This is a genomic window from Streptomyces prasinopilosus (genome assembly GCF_001419695.1).
Taxonomy (GTDB): Bacteria; Actinomycetota; Actinomycetes; order Streptomycetales; family Streptomycetaceae; genus Streptomyces; species Streptomyces prasinopilosus.
Genome location: NZ_LIRG01000226.1, coordinates 170 through 15,627 on the forward strand (window position 1 = coordinate 170; position 15,458 = coordinate 15,627).

Sequence of the window (15,458 nt, forward strand, 5' to 3'; positions counted from 1 at the left end):
GGCGTCGGCCTCGGCGCAGACCCGCTCCGGGGTGACCGAGGGGTGCCCGGTCCACCAGGTGTAGTGCTGGGCGGCGGTACGGGCCCGGGTCCCGATGTCGTCGGTGTACCCGGCGGCCTCCAGCTGGGCCGGCACACCGGCGGCGAGCCGGTAGCGGGAACCGACGGCGCAGACCAGTCCGCACGCGGCCAGTTCGCCGAGAGCGGCGTCGGCGTGGGTGTCGCCGACCAGTGCGGGCAGGTGTGCCTGGTGCGGGAGTTCGCCGTCGAGCGCGACGGCGAACCGCAGGGCGGCGCGGGCGGAGGCGCTGAGCCGGGAGGCGAGCAGCGGGGCGGGGGCGGCCGCCTCGCCGAGCGAGGGCAGCGGGATCTCGTCGCCCTCGACGGCGCCGCCGGGGAGGTCCTCGGGCGGGGTGTCCTCGAAGACGCCGAACTCGTCGACGGCACTGGTGCCGACGCGCAGCCGGTCGCGCTGCCGCAGCAGGGCGCCGGCCTGGACGAAGCGCAGCGGCAGGCCCTCGGACTCGAACCAGAGGTCGCCGGCCCAGTTCGACTCGTCCTCGGTGAGGCGCCGGCCGACGGCGTGCTCCAGCAGTTCCAGGCCGGCCGCGCGGTCGAGGCCGTCGAGGACGACCTCCTCGACGCCGGAGCCGGGGGACGGGGCCGGCACGTCCGGGGTGGCGCCGAACAGGAAGGCGCACTCGGGGGTGGCGTCCAGCAGTGCGTCGAGGGCCGCGCCGCCGAATTCGAGGTCGTCCAGGACGACGACGGCGCCGACCTCCCGCAGGCAGGCGACCAGTTCCTCCCGGCCGGGCCGGTACAGGGGCGCGCCGTGGACGGCGTGGAAGAGGTCGTACAGCAGGTCGTCGCTGCCGCGGCGGTGGCCGTTCAGCCGGACGACGCCGTCGGGGGCCAGGTCCGCGCAGGCCTCGGCGACGGTGTCGAGCAGCCGGGTGCGGCCGGATCCCGCGGGTCCGGTGAGCAGCACGGAGCGGCCGCGGGCGAGCAGCCGGACCAGCTTCTCGCGCTCGTCCTGGCGGGCCAGCAGCGGCAGCACGGGCTGCGCGGGTCCCGGCGGGACGGGCGGCTGCGCGGCGCGGTCCGCTTCGGCGCGTTCGGCCTCCGTCCGCTTCGCCGGGCGCCCGGGCCGCTCGACGGGCGGGCAGGGCTCTATCTCGCTGCCGTCGACGGGGTTGACGGTGAGCAGGAAGTCGTCGGAGACGAGCTGTACCGCGCGGGCGGGCGCGGGCGGCCCGAAGTCGGATGCGAGGGGATCCCTGGGCGGGCGCCGGCTCGGCGCGTGCCCGTCGCCGTCGCGACCGTACTCCTCGGGTCCCGGATTGTTCGGGTCCATAGGTCCTAGCCCCCAAAAAGCGTCGTGTGCCCGGGTCCTGCCGTCGGACTCCCGGTGTCGCCGCACACCACGCTGTCGCTTCTGGTCCGGTCCCGCTCGAGGGTTGCAAGCCGACGGGCAGCCGAACCCTAAACCTTCGCCCAGTATCTACGACAGCCCGGGGTACCGGGCGGACCGGGACGTCACGGTCTCGTGAGGATTGTGCGCGCGTCGCGCGATGTGCCGGGGCCGGCCCGGGCGCGCCCGTCCGTCCGGTCCCGGCCGGCGGCTCCCGTACCGGGCCTCACACCCGGGGCAGCGTGTCCACCCCGATGCCTCCCTCGATCGCCAGGATCCGGTGCAGCCGGGTGGCCACCAGCAGGCGCTGCATCTGCGGCGGCACGTCGCGCAGCACCAGGCGCCGGCCGCAGCGGCCGGCCCGCCGGTGGGCTCCCATGATCACACCGAGTCCGGTGGCGTCCCAGGAGTCCAGTTCGGACAGGTCCAGCAGCAGGTCGCCGGCTCCGCCGTCGACGGCCGCGTGCAGGACCGTACGGGCGTCCGCCGCGCTGCGGACGTCGAGGCGGCCCCCGACGACCAGCTCGACGTGGTCGCCCCTGATGTGCATATGCGCTCCCCGGTGCGTGCGTCTCGTGCTCCACGTTTCGTGATGCCGGTGATGCAACCTCTGACTGCGTGGAGCCCGCGGAGGTTGCCCCGTGTAAGCGAACCGATACCGAATTCACCCCGGTGCGTGACCGACCGGGGCGTCCGGAATGATCAGTACGTGTAGAAGCCCTGCCCGCTCTTGCGCCCGATGTCACCGGCGTCAACCATCCGGCGCATCAGTTCGGGGGCGGCGAACTTCTCGTCCTGGGACTCGGTGTAGATGTTGCTGGTGGCGTGCAGCAGGATGTCCACGCCGGTCAGGTCCGCGGTGGCCAGCGGTCCCATCGCGTGGCCGAAGCCCAGTTTGCAGGCCAGGTCGATGTCCTCGGCGCTCGCCACACCCGACTCGTGGAGCTTCGCGGCCTCGACGACGAGGGCGGAGATGAGCCGGGTGGTCACGAAGCCGGCCACGTCGCGGTTGACGACGATGCAGGTCTTGCCGACCGACTCGGCGAACTCCCGGGCGGCGGCGAGGGTCTCGTCGCTGGTCTTGTAGCCGCGGACCAGTTCGCACAGCTGCATCATCGGCACCGGCGAGAAGAAGTGGACGCCGACGACCCGCTCCGGGCGCCGCGTCGCGGCCGCGATCTTGGTGATCGGGATGGCGGAGGTGTTGGAGGCCAGGACGGCGTCCTCGCGCACGATCCCGTCCAGGGCACGGAAGATCTCGTGCTTGACCTCGAGCTTCTCGAAGACCGCCTCGACCACGACGTCCGCGTCGGCGCAGGCGTCCAGGTCGGTGGTCGCGGTGATCCGGGCGAGGGCGGCGTCGGCGTCGTGGGCCTCGAGCCTGCCCTTGCTCACGAACTTGTCGTACGACGCCTTGATGCCGTCGGTGCCTCGCGCGAGCGCCTCGTCGGTGACGTCGCGCAGGACGACGTCCCAGCCCGCCTGCGCGGAGACCTGGGCGATTCCGGACCCCATGAGACCGGCCCCGATGACGGCGAGCTTCCGTGCCACTGTGCGACTCCCCTTCGAAACGCTCACGCACTGTTCATGTCTGTCACTCGCGGACACTAGCGTCCGCGGGCGGATGAGTGAGGGGTTAGTAATGCGTGTCACGTCTCACGCCGTGAGACACCCGTCACGCCCGGGGACCGTACCGTTCCCGACTCCGTTGCCACCGCGGGCCGGTGACGGAGGGCACGATCCGCTCACCGGATCTCCCCCTCGTCAACTCCTCCGGTCCACCGGCGCGTTGTTGACGCGCGTAGCTGCGTGGCGCACGCTGGTCGGCAGTCGCCGCCCGGCGGGCGGCGCCCCTCCCCATCCACCGACCGACGGCCGGGAGGCCATCATGCTCAGACGTACGGCACGCATCCTCCTCACATTTGTCATGCTCATGGCTGGAACGGTGCTCGGGGTGGGCGCCACCGCGGGCACGGCGCACGCCGACGACTGCTACACCTGGAACCGTTCCCTGTCCCAGGGTTCCTCCGGCGCCGACGTGACACAGCTGCAGATCCGGGTCGCGGGCTGGGTCACCTCGGGCGAACGGCTCTCCTACGACGGCCAGTACGGCGCCCGGACCGCCGCCGCCGTCAAGAAGTTCCAGGCGGCCTACGGGCTGGCCGCGGACGGGGTGGCCGGACCGGCGACCTACAACAAGATCTACGCCCTCCAGGACTCCGACTGCACGCCGGTCCACTTCAGTTACGCCGAACTCAACACGTGCAACTCCACCTGGTCGGGTGGCGCGGTCCCGGCGGCCACCGCCCGGGCGAACGCCCTGAAGACCATGTGGAAGCTGGAGGCCATGCGGCGCCAGCTCGGTGACGTGCCGCTCACCGTCTCCAGCGGCTTCCGCTCCTACGCCTGCAACAACGCGGTCGGCGGCTCCTCGACCAGCCGTCACCTCTACGGCGACGCGGCCGACCTGGTCGGTTCGCCGGGCTTCTGCACCCTCGCCAGGCAGAGCCGGACCCACGGCTTCTCGGAGATCCTCGGCCCCGGTTACCCCGGCCACGACGACCACGTCCACGTGGCCCACGACCCGTCGCCGTACTGGTCGGCCCCCACCTGCGGGATCTGACCGGCGGGAGCGCACGGCGCCCCGGCGCCGCGCGGTGCGGCGGGCCCGGCCCGCACGGGTCCGCCCGCCGCACCGTGCCCGCCACGGCGCCTCTACGCTGGGCGCATGGTCAATCTGACGCGCATCTACACCCGCACCGGCGACCGGGGCACCACGAACCTGGGCGACATGAGCCGGGTCCCCAAGACCGATTCGCGGATCTCCGCCTACGCCGACAGCAACGAGGCGAACGCGGTGATCGGCACGGCGATCGCCCTGGGCGGTCTGGAGCCGGAGGTCGTCGAGGTGCTCACCCGCGTCCAGAACGACCTGTTCGACGTGGGCGCGGACCTGTCGACGCCGGTCGTGGCGGAGCCGGAGTACCCGCCGCTGCGGGTCGAGCAGTTCTACGTGGACCGGCTGGAGGCGGACTGCGACCGCTTCAACGAGCGGCTGGAGAAGCTGCGCTCGTTCATCCTGCCGGGCGGGACGGCGGGCGCCGCCCTGCTCCACCAGGCCTGCACGGTGGTCCGCCGCGCGGAGCGCTCCACGTGGGCCGCGCTGGAGGAGCACGGCGACACGATGAACGCCCTCACCGCCACCTACCTCAACCGCCTCTCCGACCTGCTGTTCATCCTGGCGCGCATCGCCAACAAGGAGACGGGCGACGTGCTGTGGGTGCCGGGCGGGGAGCGCTGAGCCCTACCGGGACCCGGCCGGGGCCCGCGCGATCCGGTACAGGCCCGGCAGGACCTCCGAACCGCCGGCGCACATCATCACCACCCCCGCCTCGGCGGGGGTGACCAGGGGCAGGTCCACTCCCCCGGCGAACAGCCACAGTCCCAGGCCCGCCATCAGCACGGCGGTCCCCGTGAGGAGATTCCCGAACGCCCGGTTCACCGGCCCGCACGCTCCCTGCCGGTGTCCGTCCCGGTGCGGGAGTCCCCCGCCGGGGCCTTCTTCGGCCAGATCCAGTAGGCCAGCGCCACCGCTCCGTGGATCCCGGCGATGCGCAGGGCGGTGAAGCGCCAGTCCTCCAGCGTGCCGGTGCGGCCCGCGTCACCGACGTACCAGACGGCGAGCTGGAGCAGCGCGACGGCCACGGCGGCGCCCGCCAGGGTGCCCAGCCACAGTTTCGTCTCGTACCGGGCGCGGGCCGTGCCGTAGCGCGGTGGTCCGGGCGGCTTCGGGGCGCCGCCGAAGCGGTGGGCGGCATGGCCGTCCAGCCACTTCACGGTGCGGTGGCCGTGCCCGACGGTGTAGCCGATGTAGAGGGCGGCCAGGCCGTGCGCCCAGCCCGGCTCGGCGCCGCTCCTGAGGTCGACCGCGGTGGCGACCAGCAGGACGACCTCCAGCAGCGGTTCGCACAGCAGCAGCGCCAGGCCGGTGCGCGGCATCCTCAGCAGGTAGCGGAAGGCCAGTCCGGCGGCCAGCAGCACCCAGAAGCCGATCTCGCAGGCGGCGATCAAGGCGACGATCACGGTTCGCTCCCTTCGGTCACCCTTCCAGGCTCCCGTCCGGATCCGCCCGGGGCGTCGTCGCCGCCGACGAACTCGCAGTACATCGAAAGATGCAGTCCAGGACCGTCCGTGGGAATCAGGCGCCGGGTGCGCGCAGCGTGTTGGATGGTGCCATGGCCGTACCACCGCTCCGCCCGCCCCGCTTCGACGTGGTGGTCGCGCTCGCCGGACTCGCCGGCGGGCTGCTGCTGTGGGGCTTCGGGCTGGGTGTCAGACCGGGCGACGATCCGACCGTGCTCTTCGACGGCCGCTGGCCGCTCCTCGTGCCGCTCCTCGTCGTCGCCGGCTGCGAGCTGCTGCGCCGCACCGCACCGCGCACCGCCCTGGCCGTCGGCACGCTGGCGCTGGCCGCGGACGTGGTGACCCGGGGCAGCGTCGCCACGATCGTGATGTACACGGACCTGGTGTACGCCGCCGTCGTGTACGGCACGGCCGCCACCGCCCGCCGCCTGCCCTGGATCACCGGCGTGCTGACCATCGCCGCGACCCTGGTGCCGTACGCCGTGTGGCGGGTGCCGGAGGCACTGCTCCTCGGGCTGATCGCCGGTGCCGTGACGTTCACGCCCGCGTCGACCGGCCTCATCGTGCGCAACCACCGCGACGCCGCCGAGGCCGCCCGGCTGCGGGCCGAACAGACCGCGCTGCTCGCGGAGATGGACCGTGTCCAGGCGGTGACCGCGGAACGCGCCCGCATGGCCCGCGAGCTGCACGACATGGTCGCCAACCACCTCTCCGCGATCGCCATCCACTCCACGGCCGCCCTCTCCCTGGACGACCCCGCGACCTCCAGGGAGGCGCTCGGCGTGATCCGGGAGAACAGCGTGCAGGGACTGGCCGAGATGCGACGGCTCATCGGCATCCTGCGTGACGGGGAGGACGACCGGGAGCCGGCGGCGACCCCCACGCTCGACGGTCTCGGGGCCCTGGTCGAGGGCGCCCGCGCCAACGGACTGGACGTCGTCCTCGACGCCGCGTACGGCGACGTCCCCGCGCCGGTCGGACTCGCCGCGTACAGGATCGTGCAGGAGTCGCTGACCAACGCGCTGAAGCACGCCGCGCCGGGGAAGGTCACCGTGTGCCTGAGCCGGCCCGCCGATGCCCTGGACATCCGGGTGACCAGTCCCCACGGCGGCCGGGACACCCCGCGCGCGCCGGGTTCGGGGGCCGGCCTCGTCGGCATGCGGGAGCGGACGGCCCTGCTGGACGGCACGTTCGAGGCCGGTCCGCGGGGCACGCTGTGGGTGGTGCGCGCCACCCTCCCGATCACCGACATCACACGAGGAGACACCTGATGATCCGCGTCCTGGTCGCCGAGGACCAGTCCGCCGTCCGTGCCGGACTGGTGCTGATCCTGCGCAGTGCGCCCGACATCGAGGTGGCGGGCGAGGCGGCGGACGGCGAGCGGGCGGTGGCGCTCGCCCGTGAGCTGCGGCCGGACGTGGTGCTGATGGACGTGCAGATGCCCCGTCTGGACGGGGTGGCGGCCACCCGGCAGGTGGTCGCCGAAGGGCTCGCCGACGTGCTGGTGCTGACCACCTTCGATCTCGACGAGTACGTCTTCGGGGCGCTGCGGGCGGGCGCCTCGGGGTTCCTGCTGAAGAACACGGAGGCGGGGGACCTCATCGAGGCCGTGCGCACGGTGGCGCGCGGCGAGGGCATCGTCGCGCCGGCCGTCACCCGGCGGCTGATCGCGGAGTTCGCCGCGAAGCCCGCCCACGCGCCCACGGCCGACCCGGCGGTGCTGGACTCCCTCACCCGGCGCGAGCGGGAGGTGCTGGCCTGTCTCGGCGAGGGCCTGTCCAACGCCGGCGTCGCCGAGCGCCTCGACATGGCGGAGGCCACGGTGAAGACGCACGTCAGCCGCCTGCTGGGGAAGCTGGGGCTGCGCAGCCGGGTGCAAGCCGCGGTGCTGGCGCAGGAGTTGGGTGTCCAGGGGCCGTGACGGCCCGGTGGTCCAGACCTATTGACCCGTGGTCCAGACCTTTCTATCCTCACGGCACCGTGAGCGTGAAGGCTCAGTCACGCCCACGGCGACATCCGTCACCCCTCAAAGGAGGCGCGGTATGCGCTTCGGACACAGAGCTGTGGCAGGGTTCGCGACCCTGCTCCTCCCCCTCTCCGCTCTCGTCGCCCTCGCGACCCCCGCCCAGGCCGCGACCTCGGCCACCGCCACCTACGCCAAGACCCAGGACTGGGGCTCCGGCTTCGAGGGCAAGTGGACGGTGAAGAACACCGGCACCACCGCCCTGAACGCGTGGACCGTCGAGTGGGACTTCCCCTCCGGCACCTCCGTCACCTCCTCCTGGGACGCCGACGTGACGTCCTCCGGCACCCACTGGACCGCCAAGAACAAGTCCTGGAACGGCACCCTCGCCCCCGGCGCCTCCGTCAGCTTCGGCTTCAACGGCTCCGGCACCGGCTCCCCCACCGGCTGCAAGCTCAACGGCGGCAGCTGCGACGGCACCTCCGTCCCCGGCGACCAGGCCCCCTCCGCGCCCGGCACCCCCACCGCCTCGAACGTCACCGACACCTCGGTGCGGCTGTCCTGGTCCGCTGCCACCGACGACAAGGGCATCAAGAACTACGACGTGCTGCGCGACGGCGCCAGGGTCGCCACGGTGACCGGCACCTCGTACACGGACACCGGGCTCGCCAAGGGCACCGACTACTCGTACAGCGTGCGGGCCCGCGACACCGCCGACCAGACCGGCCCGGCCGGCGGCTCGGTACGGGTGCGCACCACCGGCGGCACCGAGGAACCGCCGCCCCCCGGCGACAAGGTCAAGCTCGGCTACTTCACCGAGTGGGGCGTCTACGGCCGCAACTACCACGTCAAGAACCTGGTGACGTCCGGCTCGGCCTCGAAGATCACCCACATCAACTACGCGTTCGGCAACGTCACCAACGGTGAGTGCAAGCTCGACGACGCCTACGCCGCCACCGACAAGGCCTACACCGCCGACCAGTCCGTCAGCGGTCAGGCCGACACCTGGGACCAGCCGCTGCGCGGCAACTTCAACCAGCTGCGCCAGCTGAAGGCGAAGTACCCGCACATCAAGGTGCTGTACTCGTTCGGCGGCTGGACCTACTCCGGCGGCTTCGGCCAGGCCGCGCAGAACCCGGCCGCCTTCGCCAAGTCCTGCAAGGCCGTCGTGGAGGACCCGCGCTGGGCCGACGTCTTCGACGGCATCGACATCGACTGGGAGTACCCGAACGCCTGCGGCCTCACCTGCGACACCAGCGGTCCGGCGGCCTTCAGGAACCTCTCCCAGGCCCTGCGCGCCGAGTTCGGCAAGGACTACCTGGTCACCGCCGCGATCACCGCGGACGGCTCCTCGGGCGGCAAGATCGACGCGGCCGACTACGGCGGCGCCGCCCAGTACCTCGACTGGTACAACGTGATGACGTACGACTACTTCGGCGCCTTCGACAAGGACGGCCCCACCGCCCCGCACTCGCCGCTGACCTCGTACGACGGCATCCCGCAGGACGGCTTCAACTCGGCCGCCGCGATCGCCAAGCTCAAGGCGAAGGGCGTCCCCGCCAAGAAGCTGCTGCTCGGCATCGGCTTCTACGGCCGCGGCTGGACCGGCGTCACCCAGTCCGCCCCGGGCGGATCGGCGACCGGCGCGGCTCCGGGCGCCTACGAGGCGGGCATCGAGGACTACAAGATCCTGAAGAACTCCTGCCCGGTCACCGGCACCGTCGCCGGCACGGCGTACGCCCACTGCGGCACCAACTGGTGGTCCTACGACACCCCCGCCACCATCGCGGGCAAGATGAACTGGGCCAAGGGCCAGGGCCTGGGAGGTGCCTTCTTCTGGGAGTTCAGCGGTGACACCGCGAACGGCGAGCTGGCCACCGCCATCGACAGCGGCCTGAGGTAGTCCACCGGCCCGAAGACGCGTGTGCTCCCCCGGACCCCGTCCGGGGGAGCACACGCGTCTTCGGCACCCGGCCACGCGACGTGCACCCTCCCCCGACGACTCCGCCGCCGGGGGAAGCGACCTCGGACGTCGCTCTACGCGACGTTCACCCTCTGTCCCGGCGGGGCCGCTTCCAGCCAGGCGAGGAAGCCGGTCAGCGCGTCGTCGCTCATCGCGAGCTCCAGCCGCCTGCCCCGGTGCAGACAGGCGAGGATCACCGCGTCCGACAGCAGCGCCAGCTCCTCCTCGCCCTCGGGCACCCGGCGGCCGGCCACCTCGATCGAGGAGCGCTCCAGGACGCGGCGCGGACGCGGCGCGTAGGAGAAGACGCGGAACCACTCCACCCGGTCGCCGTTGTAACGTGCCACCCCGTACGCCCAGCCCTTGCCGCCGGAGTCGCCCGGCTCCGGGGCGTCCCAGCGCAGGCTGCAGTCGAAGGTTCCGCCGGAACGCTGGATGAGGCGGCGGCGCAGGCCGAAGACGAAGAGTCCCACCACTACGAGAGCCACGACACTTCCGCACACAGTCAGAGCGAGGACCATCGACACCGACCTCCTCGTCTCCTAGGTAACGGAACGGAAAAATCATCCAGATCTGCCTCAGCCGCGACCGGGTCCGGATCGCTCCGGTCCCAGCCGCGGCTGAGTGACGTCATCGTACGGCTCCCCCGGGTCCTGGACGGCCCGGAAGGTGCCTCGGTCGTTCAGCGCCCCGTCGTCACCGCACGCAGTCGGACGTCCGCGCGACGCTCCGCCGGGTTGTCGTCCTCCGACTTCGCGCGCTCACGCGCCCGCTCCGCGCGCTGGACGTCGATCTCGTCCGACAGCTCGGCGACCTCCGCCAGCAGCGACAGCTTGTCGTCCGCGAACGAGATGAAACCGCCGTGCACCGCGGCGACGACCGTCCCGCCCTCGCTCGTGCGGATGGTCACCGGGCCCGACTCCAGCACACCGAGCAGCGGCTGGTGACCGGGCATGACGCCGATGTCGCCGGACGTGGTGCGCGCGACGACCAGGGTGGCCTTGCCGGACCAGACCTCTCGGTCGGCCGCGACCAGCGCGACGTGCAGCTCAGCAGCCAAGGTGGCTCCTCGGATCACCACCCGGCGGGTCCGCCGGGTGTGGGTTACAAGTCTAATGGGCGTGGGTCGGGGGGCGGGACGGTGCCCCGCCCCCCGATCCGGTCACTCGAGCACGGGGCTCAGGAGACGCCCAGCTCCTTGGCGTTGTTCTTCAGGTCCTCGATGCCACCGCACATGAAGAACGCCTGCTCCGGGAAGTGGTCGTACTCGCCGTCGCAGATCGCGTTGAACGCGGCGATCGACTCGTCCAGCGGCACGTCCGAACCGTCCACGCCGGTGAACTGCTTGGCGACGTGGGTGTTCTGGGACAGGAAGCGCTCCACGCGACGGGCACGGTGGACGGCGAGCTTGTCCTCCTCGCCGAGCTCGTCGATACCGAGGATCGCGATGATGTCCTGCAGGTCCTTGTACTTCTGCAGGATGTTCTTCACCCGCATGGCCGCGTCGTAGTGGTCCTGCGCGATGTAGCGCGGGTCCAGGATGCGGGACGTGGAGTCCAGCGGGTCCACGGCCGGGTAGATGCCCTTCTCCGAGATCGGACGGGAGAGCACCGTCGTCGCGTCGAGGTGGGCGAAGGTGGTGGCCGGGGCCGGGTCGGTCAGGTCGTCCGCGGGGACGTAGATCGCCTGCATCGAGGTGATCGAGTGACCGCGGGTCGAGGTGATGCGCTCCTGGAGGAGACCCATCTCGTCGGCCAGGTTCGGCTGGTAGCCCACCGCGGAGGGCATGCGGCCGAGCAGGGTCGAGACCTCGGAACCGGCCTGCGTGAAGCGGAAGATGTTGTCGATGAAGAACAGCACGTCCTGCTTCTGGACGTCGCGGAAGTACTCGGCCATGGTGAGGCCGGCCAGCGCGACGCGCAGACGGGTGCCCGGCGGCTCGTCCATCTGGCCGAAGACCAGCGCGGTCTTGTCGATGACGCCCGACTCGCTCATCTCGTCGATGAGGTCGTTGCCCTCACGGGTGCGCTCGCCGACACCGGCGAACACGGACACACCGTCGTGGTTGTTGGCGACGCGGTAGATCATCTCCTGGATGAGCACCGTCTTGCCGACGCCGGCACCGCCGAACAGGCCGATCTTGCCGCCCTTGACGTACGGGGTGAGCAGGTCGATGACCTTGACGCCGGTCTCGAACATCTCGGTCTTCGACTCGAGCTCGTCGAAGTTCGGCGCCTTGCGGTGGATCGGCCAGCGCTCGCCCGTGTAGGACTCGTCGCTGTTCAGCACCTCACCGAGGGTGTTGAACACCTTGCCCTTGGTGAAGTCGCCGACGGGGACGGAGATGGCCGAGCCCGTGTCGGTCACCGCGGCCTGGCGGACCAGGCCGTCGGTGGGCTGCATGGAGATGGTGCGGACCAGGCCGCTGCCCAGGTGCTGGGCCACCTCGAGCGTCAGCGTCTTGAGCTCGCCCGCGTTCGCCGGGTCGGCGACCTCGACGTGCAGGGCGTTGTAGATCTCCGGCATCGCGTCGACGGGGAACTCCACGTCGACGACCGGGCCGATGACCCGGGCGACACGGCCCGTGGCCGTCGCGGTCTCAACAGTGGTGGTCATTAATTGTCACTCCCCGCGTTTGCGTCGGCCAGAGCGCCTGCGCCACCGACGATCTCGCTGATTTCCTGGGTGATTTCGGCCTGGCGGGCCGCGTTGGCAAGACGGGAGAGCGTGTTGATCAGCTCGCCCGCGTTGTCGGTGGCCGACTTCATCGCGCGCCGCGTGGCGGCGTGCTTCGAAGCGGCCGACTGGAGCAGCGCGTTGTAGATGCGGCTCTCCACGTAGCGCGGCAGCAGGGCGTCGAGGACGTCCTCCGCCGAGGGCTCGAAGTCGTACAGCGGAAGGACCTCGCCCTTGGTGGACGACGTCTCCTCCGCGGCCTCCTCGAGGCGGAGCGGAAGCATCCGGGAGCCGACCGCGGTCTGCGTCATCATCGAGACGAACTCGGTGTAGACGATGTGGAGTTCGTCCACACCGCCGTCCGCCGTCTCCTTCTCGATGGCCTCGATCAGCGGAGCCGCGACCTTCTTGGCGTCCGCGTACGTGGGCTCGTCGGTGAAGCCGGCGAACGACTCCGCGACCTTGCGCTCGCGGAAGTTGTAGTGCGCCAGGCCCCGGCGGCCGACGATGTACGTGTCGACCTCCTTGCCCTCGCCCTCGAGGCGCGCGGTCAGCTGCTCCGCGGCCTTGATCGCGTTGGCGTTGAAGGCGCCGGCCAGGCCGCGGTCGCTCGTGAGGAGCAGGACCGCGACACGGGTCGGGTTCTCCGCCTCCGTGGTCAGCGGGTGCTTGGCGTCCGAACCGGTGCCGACCGCCGTGACCGCGCGGGTCAGTTCCTCGGCGTACGGCGTGGAGGACCGCACCTTGCGCTGCGCCTTGACGACGCGCGAGGCGGCGATCATCTCCATCGCCTTGGTGATCTTCTTGGTCGCGGTGACGGATCGGATGCGACGCTTGTAGACCCGGAGCTGGGCTCCCATGAGTCAGGTCCCTTCCTTGAACGTCACTTGGCGGCAGCGGCCGGAGCGTCCTCGCCGAGCAGCTTGCCGTCGCTCGTCTCGAACTGCTTCTTGAACGTCGCGACCGCGTCGCCCACGGCCTGGAGGGTGTCGTCCGACATCTTGCCGCCCTCGCGGATGGAGGTCATGAGGCCCTGCTCGCTGCGGTGCAGGTACTCGAGCAGCTCCTTCTCGAAGCGGCGGATGTCGGCGACCGGCACGTCGTCCATCCGGCCGGTGGTGCCGGCCCAGACGGAGACGACCTGGTCCTCGGTGGCCATCGGCTGGTACTGGTCCTGCTTCAGCAGCTCGACCATGCGCTGGCCGCGCTCCAGCTGCGCCTTCGACGCGGCGTCCAGGTCGGAACCGAAGGCGGCGAACGCCTCCAGCTCGCGGAACTGGGCGAGGTCCACGCGCAGACGGCCGGAGACCTGCTTCATCGCCTTGTGCTGGGCGGAGCCACCGACGCGGGAGACCGAGATACCGACGTTCAGGGCCGGACGCTGGCCGGCGTTGAACAGGTCGGACTCCAGGAAGCACTGGCCGTCGGTGATGGAGATGACGTTGGTCGGGATGAACGCCGACACGTCGTTCGCCTTGGTCTCGACGATCGGCAGACCGGTCATCGAGCCGGCACCCATGTCGTCGGAGAGCTTGGCGCAGCGCTCCAGCAGACGGGAGTGCAGGTAGAAGACGTCGCCCGGGTAGGCCTCGCGGCCCGGCGGGCGGCGCAGCAGCAGGGAGACGGCGCGGTAGGCGTCGGCCTGCTTCGACAGGTCGTCGAAGATGATGAGGACGTGCTTGCCCTCGTACATCCACTGCTGGCCGATGGCCGAACCGGTGTACGGCGCCAGGTACTTGAAGCCGGCCGGGTCGGACGCCGGGGCGGCGACGATGGTCGTGTACTCCAGGGCGCCGTTCTCCTCCAGCGCGCGGCGGACCGACGCGATGGTGGAGCCCTTCTGGCCGATGGCGACGTAGATGCAGCGGACCTGCTTCTTCACGTCGCCCGAGCGCCAGTTGTCACGCTGGTTGATGATCGTGTCCACGGCCAGCGCGGTCTTGCCGGTGCCGCGGTCGCCGATGATCAGCTGACGCTGGCCGCGGCCGACCGGGGTCATGGCGTCGACGGCCTTGTAGCCCGTCTCCATCGGCTCGTGCACCGACTTGCGCTGCATGACCGTGGGGGCCTGCAGTTCGAGGGCGCGGCGGCCCTGGGTCTCGATCTCGCCGAGGCCGTCGATCGGGTTGCCGAGCGGGTCGACCACGCGGCCGAGGTAGCCCTCGCCCACGGCGACGGAGAGGACCTCGCCGGTGCGGGCGACCGGCTGGCCCTCCTCGATGCCGCTGAACTCACCGAGGACGACGGCACCGATCTCGCGCTCCTCGAGGTTGAGGGCGAGGCCGAGGGTGCCGTCCTCGAACTTCAGCAGCTCGTTGGCCATGGCCGAGGGAAGTCCCTCGACCTTGGCGATGCCGTCGCCGGCGACGGTGACCGTGCCGACTTCCTCGCGCGAGGCCGCGTCCGGCTTGTACGACTGGACGAAGTTCTCCAGCGCGTCCCGGATCTCCTCCGGCCGGATCGTGAGCTCCGCCATCTGAGTTCCCTGCTCTCCTTGTTGGGCCCGAAGTTTCACTTTGGGGGGATGTGGACTCCCCCCGGAAAGAGGTGAATCCTCTGCACGGCCCAACCAGGGCCGTAGGTACGTACTACGTGTGAAGTTGCCGCGCCCGTCGCGTCGTCCGCGACTGCCGCGTGAGGGCGCTAGCCCGCCAGTCGGCGGCTCGCGTCCTCCAGCCGGTCCGCGAGGGAGCCGTTGATCAGCTCGTCGCCGACCTGCACCCGGATCCCGCCGAGGACCGAGGGGTCGACGTCGAGGTTGAGGTGCATGGTGCGGCCGTAGAGCTTCGCGAGGCCGGCGCCGAGGCGCTGCTTCTGCACGTCACTCAGCGGCACCGCGGAGGTGACGACGGCCACCATGCGGTTGCGGCGCTCCGCGGCGAGCTTGGACAGGGACTGGAGTCCCGCTTCCAGGCTACGTCCACGGGGCGCGTTCACCAGACGCGTCACCAGACGCTCGGTGGTCGCGTTCGCCTTGCGTCCGAGCAGGCTGTGCAGCAGCCCGCTCTTGGCCGGGGCGGTGGCCTTGCGGTCGGTCAGCGCGGCGCGCAGCTCGTTGTTCGCGGAGACGATCCGGCCGAACCGGAACAGCTCGTCCTCGACGGTGTCGAGCGCGCCGGCCTTCTGCGCGGCGGTGAGGTCGGCGAGGTCGGCCAGCTCTTCGAGTGCGTCCACCAGGTCGCGGGGCTGCGACCAGCGGGAGCGCACCATGCCGGCCACCAGGTCGGCGGTGTTCCCGCTGAGCTGGGTGCCGAGCAGGCGCTGGGCCAGGTCCGCCTTGCTCTCGCCGGGCTGCGCCGGGTC

16 protein-coding genes are annotated in these 15,458 nt (G+C 71.3%); 5 read left to right on the forward strand and 11 right to left on the reverse strand.

Features of this window, described 5'->3' with window-relative positions; translation table 11 throughout:
• The 3 genes from AOK18_RS10965 to AOK18_RS10975 form a co-directional block, all read right to left on the reverse strand.
• Nucleotides 1–1,353: ATP-binding protein (locus AOK18_RS10965; protein WP_240503139.1), on the reverse strand; the 1,353-nt coding region annotated here is incomplete at its 3' end.
• 283 nt (nucleotides 1,354–1,636) lie between these two features.
• Nucleotides 1,637–1,960 carry an STAS domain-containing protein gene (locus AOK18_RS10970; RefSeq protein ID WP_055571073.1) on the reverse strand — a complete coding sequence of 108 codons (324 nt, stop codon included), beginning with the start codon at nucleotides 1,958–1,960 and terminating at the stop codon, nucleotides 1,637–1,639.
• A 152-nt stretch (nucleotides 1,961–2,112) separates the two neighbouring features.
• Complete coding sequence (locus AOK18_RS10975; protein ID WP_055571074.1) at nucleotides 2,113–2,961, reverse strand: 3-hydroxyacyl-CoA dehydrogenase family protein; 849 nt, start codon at nucleotides 2,959–2,961, stop codon at nucleotides 2,113–2,115.
• Nucleotides 2,962–3,298: 337 nt separating this feature from the next.
• On the opposite strand from AOK18_RS10975, the gene AOK18_RS10980 reads away from it, so the two are divergent.
• Nucleotides 3,299–4,033, forward strand: coding sequence for a D-Ala-D-Ala carboxypeptidase family metallohydrolase (locus tag AOK18_RS10980; protein ID WP_055694207.1), 735 nt, complete (start codon nucleotides 3,299–3,301; stop codon nucleotides 4,031–4,033).
• Nucleotides 4,034–4,138: 105 nt separating this feature from the next.
• A complete protein-coding gene (locus tag AOK18_RS10985; protein WP_055571076.1) occupies nucleotides 4,139–4,711 on the forward strand; it encodes a cob(I)yrinic acid a,c-diamide adenosyltransferase in 573 nt (190 codons plus the stop codon).
• A 3-nt stretch (nucleotides 4,712–4,714) separates the two neighbouring features.
• On the opposite strand, the gene AOK18_RS10990 is transcribed toward AOK18_RS10985, so the two are convergent.
• The gene (locus AOK18_RS10990; RefSeq protein WP_055694208.1) at nucleotides 4,715–4,912 is read right to left on the reverse strand and encodes a DUF5708 family protein; all 198 of its coding nucleotides are present in this window, start codon (nucleotides 4,910–4,912) and stop codon (nucleotides 4,715–4,717) included.
• A complete protein-coding gene (locus tag AOK18_RS10995) occupies nucleotides 4,909–5,493 on the reverse strand; it encodes a hypothetical protein (RefSeq protein ID WP_055571078.1) in 585 nt (194 codons plus the stop codon). Before AOK18_RS10995 ends, AOK18_RS10990 begins: the two co-directional genes overlap by 4 nt.
• A gap of 152 nt (nucleotides 5,494–5,645) precedes the next feature.
• Here AOK18_RS10995 and AOK18_RS11000 point away from each other — a divergent pair, with 152 nt between their 5' ends.
• From AOK18_RS11000 to AOK18_RS11010, 3 genes are all read left to right on the forward strand, one after another.
• Nucleotides 5,646–6,824: a sensor histidine kinase gene (locus tag AOK18_RS11000; protein ID WP_055694209.1), complete on the forward strand. Its 1,179-nt coding sequence runs from the start codon at nucleotides 5,646–5,648 to the stop codon at nucleotides 6,822–6,824.
• Nucleotides 6,824–7,474 (forward strand): response regulator, encoded by a 651-nt coding sequence (locus AOK18_RS11005; RefSeq protein ID WP_055694210.1) that lies wholly within the window; start codon nucleotides 6,824–6,826, stop codon nucleotides 7,472–7,474. The genes AOK18_RS11000 and AOK18_RS11005 overlap by 1 nt, the downstream gene beginning before the upstream one ends.
• 121 nt (nucleotides 7,475–7,595) lie before the next feature.
• Entirely contained in the window at nucleotides 7,596–9,419 is a 1,824-nt protein-coding gene (locus AOK18_RS11010) for a glycoside hydrolase family 18 chitinase (RefSeq protein WP_055571081.1), read from the forward strand.
• Between the two features lie 134 nt (nucleotides 9,420–9,553).
• Here AOK18_RS11010 and AOK18_RS11015 read toward each other — a convergent pair whose 3' ends face one another.
• From AOK18_RS11015 to AOK18_RS11040, 6 genes are all read right to left on the reverse strand, one after another.
• A complete protein-coding gene (locus AOK18_RS11015; protein WP_055571082.1) occupies nucleotides 9,554–10,000 on the reverse strand; it encodes a DUF2550 domain-containing protein in 447 nt (148 codons plus the stop codon).
• A 161-nt stretch (nucleotides 10,001–10,161) separates the two neighbouring features.
• Nucleotides 10,162–10,539: a F0F1 ATP synthase subunit epsilon gene (locus tag AOK18_RS11020; protein ID WP_055694211.1), complete on the reverse strand. Its 378-nt coding sequence runs from the start codon at nucleotides 10,537–10,539 to the stop codon at nucleotides 10,162–10,164.
• Nucleotides 10,540–10,658: 119 nt separating this feature from the next.
• Entirely contained in the window at nucleotides 10,659–12,095 is a 1,437-nt protein-coding gene (gene atpD, locus AOK18_RS11025; protein WP_055571084.1) for a F0F1 ATP synthase subunit beta, read from the reverse strand.
• A complete protein-coding gene (locus AOK18_RS11030) occupies nucleotides 12,095–13,015 on the reverse strand; it encodes a F0F1 ATP synthase subunit gamma (protein WP_055694212.1) in 921 nt (306 codons plus the stop codon). The genes atpD and AOK18_RS11030 overlap by 1 nt, the downstream gene beginning before the upstream one ends.
• A gap of 23 nt (nucleotides 13,016–13,038) precedes the next feature.
• Nucleotides 13,039–14,631, reverse strand: a complete 1,593-nt coding sequence (atpA, locus tag AOK18_RS11035; protein ID WP_055571086.1) for a F0F1 ATP synthase subunit alpha — start codon at nucleotides 14,629–14,631, stop codon at nucleotides 13,039–13,041.
• 167 nt (nucleotides 14,632–14,798) lie between these two features.
• The coding region (locus tag AOK18_RS11040) for a F0F1 ATP synthase subunit delta (RefSeq protein WP_055694213.1) at nucleotides 14,799–15,458 on the reverse strand (660 nt) is incomplete at its 5' end.

What these genes read in the sequence shown, in the direction of transcription:
- AOK18_RS11005 (WP_055694210.1), top strand. Translation starts at nt 6,824, where the DNA reads ATGATCCGCGTCCTGGTCGCCGAGGACCAGTCCGCCGTCCGTGCCGGA.
- AOK18_RS10970 (WP_055571073.1), bottom strand. Translation starts at nt 1,960, where the DNA reads ATGCACATCAGGGGCGACCACGTCGAGCTGGTCGTCGGGGGCCGCCTC.
- AOK18_RS11000 (WP_055694209.1), top strand. Translation starts at nt 5,646, where the DNA reads ATGGCCGTACCACCGCTCCGCCCGCCCCGCTTCGACGTGGTGGTCGCG.
- AOK18_RS11015 (WP_055571082.1), bottom strand. Translation starts at nt 10,000, where the DNA reads ATGGTCCTCGCTCTGACTGTGTGCGGAAGTGTCGTGGCTCTCGTAGTG.
- AOK18_RS10980 (WP_055694207.1), top strand. Translation starts at nt 3,299, where the DNA reads ATGCTCAGACGTACGGCACGCATCCTCCTCACATTTGTCATGCTCATG.
- atpA (WP_055571086.1), bottom strand. Translation starts at nt 14,631, where the DNA reads ATGGCGGAGCTCACGATCCGGCCGGAGGAGATCCGGGACGCGCTGGAG.
- AOK18_RS11010 (WP_055571081.1), top strand. Translation starts at nt 7,596, where the DNA reads ATGCGCTTCGGACACAGAGCTGTGGCAGGGTTCGCGACCCTGCTCCTC.
- AOK18_RS10985 (WP_055571076.1), top strand. Translation starts at nt 4,139, where the DNA reads ATGGTCAATCTGACGCGCATCTACACCCGCACCGGCGACCGGGGCACC.
- atpD (WP_055571084.1), bottom strand. Translation starts at nt 12,095, where the DNA reads ATGACCACCACTGTTGAGACCGCGACGGCCACGGGCCGTGTCGCCCGG.
- AOK18_RS11030 (WP_055694212.1), bottom strand. Translation starts at nt 13,015, where the DNA reads ATGGGAGCCCAGCTCCGGGTCTACAAGCGTCGCATCCGATCCGTCACC.